The following is an 11651-nucleotide window of genomic DNA, read 5'->3' on the forward strand; positions in this document are numbered from 1 at the left end:
ATAAAATAATCTGTTTTGCTCATTTTTAGATATAAATTTTTATAATTTATACAAAGCTTTTTATTAATTTAAACTTAATACTATTTTATGCCCAATAATATCTGACTACATGAAAGAAAACAGGCGCTGCAAAACAGATTGAATCAAAACGATCAAGTACACCACCATGTCCGCCAATTAGGTTACCCCAATCTTTTACCCCCCTATCACGCTTTATGGCAGACATAACTAATCCGCCAAAAAATCCAAGCAAGGTGATCATGAGAGAAATTAAACCAGCTTGAATAAAACTAAATGGCGTAATCCAAAACAGACAACTACCAATAAAACTGGCTGTAATTATGCCACCAATAAATCCTTCCACTGTTTTTGATGGTGATAGATTTGGGCTAATTTTATGTTTACCAAATAATTTACCAAAGACATACTGCAAAACATCTGACATTTGAACAACTAACACCAAAAAAGCAATAAGTAATAAATTTCGGTCGTGATAGCTATCAATTTGGAGTGACAATAAGGCAGGTACACAAGAGATATTATATACGGTGATGACTAATCCCCATTGTACTTCGGCCGTTCTGTCTAAGAATTTAAATGAGGATCCAGTAACTGTGGCTAAAATCGATAAAATTAAAAAACCGTATACTGGAATGAATATGCTAAATAGACCATACCATGAAACAGCGACTAAAATATATTGCGCCGGCAACGCTATTCCGAAAGCAAATATTAAAACGTAATAATCATCTCGGCTAATACTGGTCAGATTAAGAAACTCGCGTAATGCTAAACCCGATACCACGAAAAATAAAAAAATGACGGCTAATTTTCCGATCAAAAAAGCAGTACCTAAAATCGCCACCATGACCCACCACGCATTAATGCGAGTATTTAAATTATCAATAACCCGATTAGGTGATCGAATTCGATGTTTTAACATGAGTCCAATTAACGAAGCAACGATTAAAAATAGAGTAACGCCCAAAAATAACAATAAAGTATGGTATTGATAGTTAGACATCTATTTCCTCAAACTGCTGATTCTTTTAATACTTTAAAAATGAATGTTGAAATCATTTTACAATAAATTATAAATAATACGACTGGCAAATCCGCCTATAAATAGTAAAAGTTGGATCATCACTGTCACTAATTGAATTTTAAAAAGTCGTAATGTCCCTTTTTCGCGCTCATACATTGTTTGAGATTTAGAAAGATCAGATTTAATTAAACCTAATTTTACAAGCGCATGATCTAACTCTTTCAACACTATTGAGGGTTCATGAATATATGGCGTCAAATATTCAAAAAGTTTGATATCGAAATTAGTCCTAAGTGCATAATATTGACTTATTAAACCAAAAATAAAAACAAAAAAACAGATTAAACTTATCAGATTTGAATCATTAATTGCCAGATAAATAAAACCAATGACCAACGCAGAAATTGTTAATAACCCAGAAAAAATATTAATTTGCTTACTTAAAGAAAGCAAACTACACAATGTCACAATTTCAGTTTGATTGATGTGAAACTGTTTTCTATTATGATCAGATTTCAGCATGTAGATTTCTGCTCCATTCTATTAATATTAACCGTTGTCTAGTTGAAATAACAATATTACGCCGACATGTTCTTACCTTAGCTATCGCATCATCAACATCCTTGGCTCGATGAGTCCACAACAACCACGCGATAACTGCTGTCGCACTTCTTGAATAACCTAATGCACAACAGACTAACAATCGACCTTGCAGTCGATATTGTTCAATGATTTCAGCCGTCATTTGACATTGCGCTTGCGTGAGCGGTGTCATATCCAAAATGGGCATTAGCATATAATTACCTTTAAATTGACCTATCGGCAGTTCTGCACATAAATCAACAATAGATGTAAATTGATTGTGTTTCAGATAGTACGTTGAAGGAATTCTACCTAAATAAACGTTATCCTCAATGAAATTGTTTGGATGGTGCCTAATCGTCCATAAACGTGAATTGATCCACATAATGATAAAATAAGGGAAATATAATAAAATAACGACGAGTGAAAAATGCCCATTAGATTGTTTTTGATATCCTTTTGCACCTATCAATAAATAATTAAGCGCGACCAACAAAAATGCCCCAGAAAGCCAAAATAGCCAAAGTCCCCACCCCTTCATATAAATGGCCAAACTCATGGTTAACAGAGTTAAACAACAATAAATAAAAGCCCAACGGTACTGTTTTGATAAAAACGCTAATTTTAGGGTAAATATACCATCATTAGGCCATAACCATATGCATAAACACCCCACCCATACACCAGTTGGGATATCAAAAAAATGATGTTGCCAGGTTGTTAATACCGATAGCGCAATTAACAAACACCAAATATGCAAAATATTACGGAAAAAAGTCTGAAAATAATTAGCATAGAACTGCCATAAAATAATAAGTAATGTGATATGTAATGATGGGGCTTGATTAAAAGGTTTATCAAATCCCATAAGAAAATCAAAAAGTAAACCAAAAAATCCGTCCATAGCTGGACGATCAAAACTGAATTTAAGTGGGAAAAGAAGAAAACAACAGACACAAATAATTTGTGCGGTTAATAATCTAAAGCAAAGTATTTTTAATGACTGATTCGATTTTGCTAGTAATATAGCAAGTCCATACATTAAATCTATCGACCAATAGGGCACAATCGTCCATGACCAAAGTGGTATGAGCGTTTCCCAATTAAAAACAATGCTACTGACATCATTACGTTCAGCTGTGAATGCATTGCTAAAATTGTAACTAGCAAAGAAGAATACTGTTAACCCGATAAGCCATAAACATTTTTTAATGTTTAATTGAATAGAACACTGCTTCATCATAACATTAATCAATTAATCAATGCGCTGAGCTAATGACACCGTAAAAATCCCCCACTGATCAATACGCATTGTGACTTTTCGAAAGCCTGCTGCCATGACAAGTTGATCCATTTCAAGCTGTGTCCGTCTGCGCATTATCCATGGTTGCCCGTCACGATGTGAAGTTAATGCTCGGGCAATAAACTCAAGTTGAGGATGCCAAGGTTGATTGGTATAAATTAAATATCCACCTTTGGGGATAGCATCCGCTAAACCCGATAAAGATTCACGTAATAATGAATTATCACTAAACAATTCATACAAACCAGAAACGACAGCTAATGTTGGTTTAGGCGATAGGTCAGCTAACTGCTGTCTGTTAAAAGCATCGCCCTTTTCAAACTGTACAAGGTGACTCAAGCCTAATTCAGTAATCAAATTTTGACCATCACGAATATTAATATCGCTATAATCTCTAAGGAGTACTGAATCAGGTTTCTTGGCTAATTGATTAATAGTCTCAAGAATATAACGTCCATGACCTGCTGCTATATCAACAATATTGACGATATTATCGTGTTTTTGTAATTGCGATATGGCTAATTTTAATAATTCTTCAAGATGCATTTTACGTTGCCGAATTCCTCGCCAACCCATTGATTGCAAATAAATATAGTCAAAAAACTGACCTAATTTTGAACTTCCTGAAGGTTGATTACGATAAACATAATCCAAAGTACTACCTGAGTCGAACCCAGTTTCAACTCCAAGTTTGATACCATCAGAAATTTTACTGGCATATTTCAAATTAGCTTTGATGAATTTCCAGTAAAGAGGTTTAACTATTCCCTTAGCAGGCAATGATAAATTATCGGCTTCTTGCTTAGTATAACCAACAAGGTCTGCGTTAACCAAAGAAGGAATATTCGGTTGATTTGCAAAGCACCCTATAATAAAACGCCTTGCTCTTTCAATAGCGATATGGCGTTCTTGTTCACCAAACGTGTCATGATAAAAATTAGGCAAGATATGAAATTCTTTTTGAATAGTACCTAAATTTTCATAAAACTGCTTTTGAGGTTTGCGTCTGACAACAAAATCAGAACCAGAAACAAGTATTTGAGTCGGCACTGTTATTGCATTAGCATCTTTAACAATACGATCAGCTACAGAATATAAATCAAGTAGCAATCTGACTGAAATTGGTCGAGTGATTAATGGATCTTGATTAAATGATTCTGCTCGTTGTTTGTCATGAGTCAATAATCCAGATTTAACGTAACTATTAACAAAAAAATTACCTTTCAGATTATATAATAATTTTAAACCAGGTACGGCCAAAGGAACATAAAGTTTTACACGAAAAGCAGGCGCACCTAATACTAATGCCCGAATATTGGGGCTATAATCATGCACCCATGCACTCGCAATGACGGCACCCACACTTTGTGCAATAATTGCAATATCTTGTTGCCTTAAACTATATTCATGGGTAATGTGTTCAATAAAAGCATTCGCATCCTTGATCAGCGTAGCAAAATTGGGGGCATCGCCTCGTTCACCTTCTGATTGTCCATTACCTCGGGCATCCCATGCAAAAATGTGAAAATTAGGTAATTCAAGTTCGTCGGCAAGATGCGCTATTCGACCAGAATGTTCATGTCCACGATGAAAAAGCACAATCGCTTGATTAGGTTGGATATCGGCATCTATTGCAGGCCAGTAGCGATAAAATATTTGGCAACCATCATGGCTTGTGAATGTTTTTTGTTGCTGTTGACGCATCGACAACTCCTTGTTAAATTTTAGCTTCTTGCAAACCTTTTCGAATTCGATTCACAGTCGTCCATATGAGTAAAAAAATAATTATCCCTAATAACGCATTTATCCAATTCAAAGGTAACAAACCGGTAGCAATGCCTAAACTGATTAAGCTAAAAATAAAAGCTCTATCACTTTTTCCCATTGGACCGTCATACCGTCTGGATGCACCAATTAATAACCCTAAAACACCACTATATTCAGTAAAAAAAGACAGTAACACAATCAATATCACTAAACCAGTATTGACACTTGGCACCTGAATAAATACTAATAATAGCGCACAATCGGAAATAACATCCGTTATTTCATTTAAATATGCGCCTAAATTAGATTTTTGATGATACTCTCGTGCTAACATGCCATCAATGGCATTGAGCGCCATTCGAATAAACATCCATATTGGAATTAAGAAAAATAGCCAAAGATATTCAATAAAATAACTCAAAATCAAGGCGATAAAAATAGAGCCCATACAAGCGAATAAGGTGACCTGATTAGCGGTAATGTTCGCACTATAGAATTTCTCAACGCAGGGACGAAGTAACGATTGAAATCGGGATTTTAATTGATAAATTGATAACACAAACAATCCTTTTATAAATTATCTTTTTACTATTACTTACAGTGAATCGTCATGTACTTTAACATTTAAACAATCCGTTGTAACTGGGTATACTTTAATGAACTTACCATAAAATGCAAACGATTAAGCACATTTACTTCGCCTGCACCATCATCAAAGTCTAAATAGAGTAAGTTAAGTTTTGGATTAAGATCTCGCATTTTTTTTTCAACACCTTTAGATACAACATGGTTCGCAATACATCCAAACGGTTGCAGGCTAATAACATTGTTAATTCCCTGTTCAGCAAATGTCATGATGCCAGCAGGAATCAACCAACCTTCACCATATTGATTCGCCAGATTTAAGATTTCTTCAGCCTTTTTAGACATATCGCGAATATTATGGAAAGGTTGATAATACTTAAATTGGGACAAAATTTTATTTGTTTTATCAATATACCGATATGCAATCTTTTCAAAAAAGGATATTAGATAAGAGATATAACTCTTTGATGAGAGATAATTATTGACATTACTATCATAATTAACAAAACATTGCGCAAAAAACTCAATCATTGGTGGAATAACCGGTTCAATACCCTGCTCGACTAGCCATTCAACACTGTGTTGATTACCAAAACTATTATATTTAACGTAAATCTCTCCCACTATACCGATTTGTGGACAATCTTTATGGTATGTTTCAATTTGATTAAAGTGTAGAACGGCTTGCGTTAATAGTTCGAAGATGGCCTTTTTACCTTGCTTTTGTTGAATAAGTTGTTGCAATTTATGCATATAAAGCGCTTTAAGCTGATCAGCTTGTTGTTTAACTTTCGCTCTTGGCGCAATAGCGTAATACATTTTTGATAGTGAATCAGCAAAAAGCATCGCAAAAAAAGTTATCGGTAATGTTTTAAACCAATTTAGCTTAAAGCCAGGTTGTTCTATTTCATTAATATTTCCAGTACTAAGTGAAATTATGGGAATATCTTCAAAACCATTACTGATCATCGCTTTTTTGATCAACGATAAATAACTACTCGCTCGACATTGTCCACCCGTTTGAGTTATCCCTATTGCCACATCATTACGGTCATATTTACCTGAACGCAGTGCTTTAATAATATCCCCAACAATAATTGTTGCCGGATAACAGATTTCGTTATTGCAGTATTTTAATCCCCATTCGACTGAACGCTTATCTGGTTTAGGTAATGTTTCCAGTTTATAACCCGATAACGCAAAAATTGGCGTTAAAAGCGGAGAATAAAAATCGGAGATAAACGGTGCTAAAATGGTTCGACGTTGCTTATCTTGCTTGCTAAAAATAGCCGTTTTTTTACGTTCAACTATTTTTAGCGGTTGCTGATGATTCATTCGTATCGATTCAATAATGGAACGTAAACGTAATCTGACAGAACCCGTTGCGGTAATTTCGTCAACACGAATTATCGTACCGGTTTTACCTTTTGATTCTAAAATTGCTTTACACTCATCGGTAACAATAGCATCAGGCCCGCAACCAAATGAATTAAGTTGAACAAATTGGATATTATTGGGTTGCTCTGCAACGAATGAAGCGGCTGCATATAAACGATTCGGATAGCTCCATTGTGAACAAATTTGAAGTTCTGGCGATAACTGGCTAATGCCACCTAATACAGAATCTTCAGTAATCACATCACAACCAAGCGCATTTAAGATTTCAGGTGTTTTATGGTTTATTAAACTATCACTATGATAAGGCCGTCCTGCTAAAATAAATACATATCGCCCTGTTTGTTTGGCATTATCTAATACTTCAATCGCTTTGTTGTAAAGATTCTGTTTAAACTGGGACTGTGCCATTAATGCTGCCGAAAAGGCGTTATCAATGACTTTTTTCGCTATACCTAATGACCGTAAATATTGAACACAACTTTTTTTGAGTAACTTCATATCCGTGAAATTCATCACAGGATAATCAATCGGAATACCATATTTTAATTCTGGATTGATAGCACTATGTATGACTTCTGCATAACTACTCACAATAGGACAATTATAACTATTTACTGCATTATCAAACTGGGATGATTCAAATACGACCATAGGCATAAAAATACGATCCACTTTTTGACTTACTAATTCCATAATATGCCCATGTACTAATTTAGCAGGAAAACAGATACTATCAGACATCACTGTACCTGCTCCTTGTTCATAAATTTTATGGGTCGAATAAGGTGAAAGTATTACGTTGATACCGCTTTGAGTCAATAACGTATGCCAAAAAGGAAAATTTTCATATTGTCCAAGAACACGAGGTATGCCTATATTAATTTTTGCTTGAGGATTTTCGACAGTTATTCGATCAAACAAGAGCGCGTTTTTATAATCAAACATGTTAAAAGCATGATTATCTTTATATTGATTATTACTTAAGAAACGTTCACATTTATTACCGGAATAATATTTTTGCCCATTGGCAAAACGGTAGATCATAATATCACAATTATTTTCGCACCCCTTACAGCGAGAAGGTTTCGCTTTGTTATCTTCAGCTTTTGCTAAGTTATCCAGCCCAATAAATTGTGAAGGTGTATTATTTTCAATAAAATGATTTTTTGCCACTAAAGCAGAGCCATAGGCGCCCATTAATTCAGGGATATTTGAGCTGGTGATTTGCGCACCGGTTAATTGTTCTAAGGCTCGAAAAACAGCAGGATTCTTAAAAGTTCCACCTTGCACGACGATATTATTACCTAATTTACGCATATCGTGCAGTTTAAGCACTTTATGAATTGCATTTTTAATCACTGAAAACGCAAGTCCAGCCGAAATATCCCCCATGGTGGCATTTTCGCGTAAGGCTTGTTTAACTTTAGAGTTCATAAACACAGTACAGCGTGTACCTAAATCACAAGGATGAGTTGATTGACAGGCCGCATCGGCAAAATCAATGGTATCTGAGTTTAATGATTTAGCAAAAGTTTCAATGAAGGAACCACACCCTGATGAACAAGCTTCATTAAGTTCGATATGATTAACCACACCATTGGCAATAAAAATGGATTTCATATCTTGACCACCGATATCCATGATAAAACTGACATCTGGATCAATATGCTTTGCTGCGGCAAAATGCGCCATCGTTTCAACTAAACCATCATCAATACCAAATGCGGCTTTTAATAACTCTTCGCCATAACCGGTGACACCCGTACGCAAAATCACAATATCTTTATTGGATGTCTCAATTTCTTTTTTTAATTGAGATAATCCATTAATCAGTGCACTAATTGAATGACCGTTATTGGGGGCATAATAAGTAAACAGTAGTTCATCATCTTCACTAATTAACGTAATTTTGGTTGTCGTTGAACCACTATCTATGCCCAAAAAAGCATTTTGCTTTTTATAATCTGCGATATTTAATCGAGGAATATCGATATATTTCCGTCTTTTTTTCCAGTCATCAAATGATAAGGCTTCATTAAAAAGAGGAGATAATCGAAAAGATTGATTCACTGCAATTTTTGTTGAAGCATTTAATTTCTCGATAAAACTATTAATTGAAAGTTCAGCACGTTCAATCGGATGAATTGCCGCTCCCCAAGCAGACAACAATGTTGGATAAGGCGTTTCAACTAGCTGATCTTCACCTAATTTCAACGTATTAAGCGCTGCTTTACCTAAGGTTGGAATAAAGGAAAATGGTCCACCAATTAACATCACTTTAGGAACGATATCATAACCACGAGCTAAGGTATTAACAAGTTGAATACAAACGGCATGTAAAACAGAATAGGCGATATTTTCTTTTGAGACGTTACGACTAATAAGATTTTGGACGTCGGTTTTGGCAAAAACGCCACAACGAGAAGCAATAGGAAAGATTTTGTCATGATGTTGAGCGAGTTGATCAAATTGTTGAACAGGCGTGTTTAATAAGGTTGCCATTTGATCGATAAATGCCCCTGTCCCACCTGCACAGCTTCCGTTCATTCGAATATCGGGCGGGCGATCGGGAAAGAAGAAAATCATCTTACTATCTTCACCGCCAATATCAATTAAGGTTCTGACTTCGGGATAGTTGCGCTGCACAACCTCCGATGCCGCCACCACTTCTTGGATAAAAGGAATATCGGCTTTTTCAGATATTCCCATACCAGCCGAACCCGTTACCTTGACGGATAAACAAATATCATTACCAAACTTTTGTTTAATTTCATTAAGTAAATTGAAGACTGTCGCCACAATATGTGTATTATGACGAACGTAATTGGTATAAACAAAATTGTCAAACTCATCAAGTACAACACATTTCGCTGTTGTGGAACCCACATCTAAACCAAATTTAAATAATTTTGACATAAGCAGCACATAATCCCCAAAGCATCCATTACTTTTTAATCGATATAATCAATATCGCTTTATTTTTTATGTGTAATAATTATAGCCGAATCTTACTTTTTTTTAATCAATTTGGTTAAAAAATATCTTGTTATAAAGTTGCGTTTTTAAAATCCTATTAAATCAATTTCTATCAGAGAAAATAGTTAGCTAAAACCATTTTTAATAGGGTGAACTAACTATTTTTTTGTATCTTTTATGAGGATAATAATATGTATTAACTCATTTTTTCTAATCCCTGCTTGGCGATCGCGATAACATTTTTTAAATCTACACCTTGCGCTTTAGCAGCAAAAATACAACCACAATAACATTGTCGATAGACATCATATTCTTTGCAAAGCTCGATAGAACGTTTATAACCATTATTTTTTTTAAAATCGGAAGGGAGATAATTCACCGAAAAAATTTCCTGAATTTCAAAACCCAGTTGATTGATTTTCTGGCTGTTTTTTTTAGGACTTAACGTCAATGCACTCGCAAAATAATCAAATCCCAATTCTTGCGCTTTAATCGCTGCCAAATCTAACCGCATTTTATAGCAGAGATGACAACGCTCTCCTCCTTCGGGTTCATCACGCAAATGCCCAACTTGTTTAACAAACTCTGCCGGTTGGTAAGGTGCTTCTAAAAACTGGACATTATGCCCTGTTTTCAGGTTAAAATCGTTGATGAATTTTTGTTGAACCAGACTACGGTGTTCATATTCAACTCTTGGATGAATATTCGAATTGGCAAAATAGATAGTAATATCAGCATACTGCGCTAAATACTCTAAAACATAGGTACTACATGGTGCACAGCAACTATGAATCAATAATTTAGGGCGAACTGCTTCGTGCTGCCAATCCGCAATGACTTCTTGTAAAACAGAATCGTAATTGATTTTGTTATGAGGATTTAATTTTTCCAGTATATTTTTAGCATTAATTAACATGATGACTCGTTTATAATTTTGATGATTAAAGTCTTTTTAAGCTGCGCTATGATATAGCGATAAACGCAACCATTCAAGCTTAGCATGTAATTTTTTATACTGAAATAAAGGTAATAACTAAAACTTTTTGATAATCTAATTATGACGTCAATAGCGTGCTTTTACTCAATAGTCATTAAACCTGAAGTTTATTCAATCATCTAACCTTGTTCATTGATTAACTTATTAAAACAAACTGTTATACTGATTAATTATTCATCTCAAAATCGATATCAATAATATTAGTGCCCTGACACTTTAGAAAATAAGTTTATAATAATTACCCCAAACATGATAAATCCCATACCGATTACAGCCGCTAAGTCCAAAGTTTGTTTCAGAAAGATCCAAGCAATCAAACTAATAAGCACAATACCAATTCCTGACCAAATCGCATAAGCAATACCTACGGGAATGGTTTTTAATGCTAAGGAAAGAATATAAAATGATGCGCTATAACCAACAATTGTAATAATAGAATAAATAAGATGGGTAAACCCATTCGATAATTTTAATGAAGATGTAGCGATAACTTCACAAATAATAGCGAAAAAAAGATAAAGATATGCATTCATAATAATACCTATAGTCATTTGAAAAACAAATTTATTGGTTAAGTTTAACCTTAACGTTTTGATGTTTTTTAACCTATCATACCTTAATCAATAATATTAAAGCTTAATTATGGTTTCATTTCATCATGCTAATTTGAACAAACAGGTAAACTTGAAAGCTATCAAAGCTAGAAAATTATTAAAAAGGAATATTAAATGGTGGGTTGTGAGGGGATCGAACCCGCGACCAATTGATTAAGAGTCAACTGCTCTACCGACTGAGCTAACAACCCATAAAAGTATTTTCGAAGTATATAGTAAACTTAATTCAAAAGCAAATTAGCTATACAAATTTTTTTTGTAAAACATTGATATTAATCTTAATATATCATTTCTTACCTTAACGGCTCATGGTCTAATTGCACATACAAGATGTATCATTTTATAGTGGTAGTACTTTATTAACCTTGATAGCTATCAGTTAAC

The 11651-nt window shown here is 34.4% G+C and carries 8 protein-coding genes and 1 tRNA gene; all 9 read right to left on the bottom strand.

The annotated features are described in order from the left end of the window. Window positions 1-85: 85 nt before the first annotated feature. Window positions 86-1024, bottom strand: coding sequence for a phosphatidate cytidylyltransferase (locus tag ACGH6R_RS01005; protein ID WP_411598653.1), 939 nt, complete (start codon window positions 1022-1024; stop codon window positions 86-88). Between the two features lie 57 nt (window positions 1025-1081). Next, window positions 1082-1567 carry a hypothetical protein gene (locus ACGH6R_RS01010; RefSeq protein ID WP_411598654.1) on the bottom strand — a complete coding sequence of 162 codons (486 nt, stop codon included), beginning with the start codon at window positions 1565-1567 and terminating at the stop codon, window positions 1082-1084. Continuing rightward, a complete protein-coding gene (locus ACGH6R_RS01015; protein ID WP_411598655.1) occupies window positions 1554-2870 on the bottom strand; it encodes a phosphatase PAP2/dual specificity phosphatase family protein in 1317 nt (438 codons plus the stop codon). Before ACGH6R_RS01015 ends, ACGH6R_RS01010 begins: the two co-directional genes overlap by 14 nt. Window positions 2871-2882: 12 nt before the next feature. Then, window positions 2883-4634, bottom strand: a complete 1752-nt coding sequence (locus tag ACGH6R_RS01020; RefSeq protein ID WP_411598656.1) for a bifunctional alpha/beta hydrolase/class I SAM-dependent methyltransferase — start codon at window positions 4632-4634, stop codon at window positions 2883-2885. 13 nt (window positions 4635-4647) lie between these two features. Beyond that, on the bottom strand, window positions 4648-5256 hold the full coding sequence (locus ACGH6R_RS01025) for a CDP-alcohol phosphatidyltransferase family protein (RefSeq protein WP_411598657.1): 609 nt from the start codon (window positions 5254-5256) through the stop codon (window positions 4648-4650). A 65-nt stretch (window positions 5257-5321) separates the two neighbouring features. Then, window positions 5322-9596: an acyl-CoA dehydratase activase-related protein gene (locus tag ACGH6R_RS01030; protein ID WP_411598658.1), complete on the bottom strand. Its 4275-nt coding sequence runs from the start codon at window positions 9594-9596 to the stop codon at window positions 5322-5324. 256 nt (window positions 9597-9852) lie between these two features. After that, window positions 9853-10572, bottom strand: coding sequence for an epoxyqueuosine reductase QueH (locus ACGH6R_RS01035; RefSeq protein ID WP_411589735.1), 720 nt, complete (start codon window positions 10570-10572; stop codon window positions 9853-9855). A 281-nt stretch (window positions 10573-10853) separates the two neighbouring features. Continuing rightward, window positions 10854-11186: a DMT family transporter gene (locus ACGH6R_RS01040; RefSeq protein ID WP_220215206.1), complete on the bottom strand. Its 333-nt coding sequence runs from the start codon at window positions 11184-11186 to the stop codon at window positions 10854-10856. Window positions 11187-11382: 196 nt separating this feature from the next. Next, a tRNA-Lys gene (locus ACGH6R_RS01045) sits at window positions 11383-11458 on the bottom strand. Window positions 11459-11651 lie beyond the last annotated feature (193 nt).

The organism is Gilliamella sp. CG13 (genome assembly GCF_046635805.1).
Lineage (GTDB): Bacteria > Pseudomonadota > Gammaproteobacteria > Enterobacterales > Orbaceae > Gilliamella > Gilliamella apicola_I.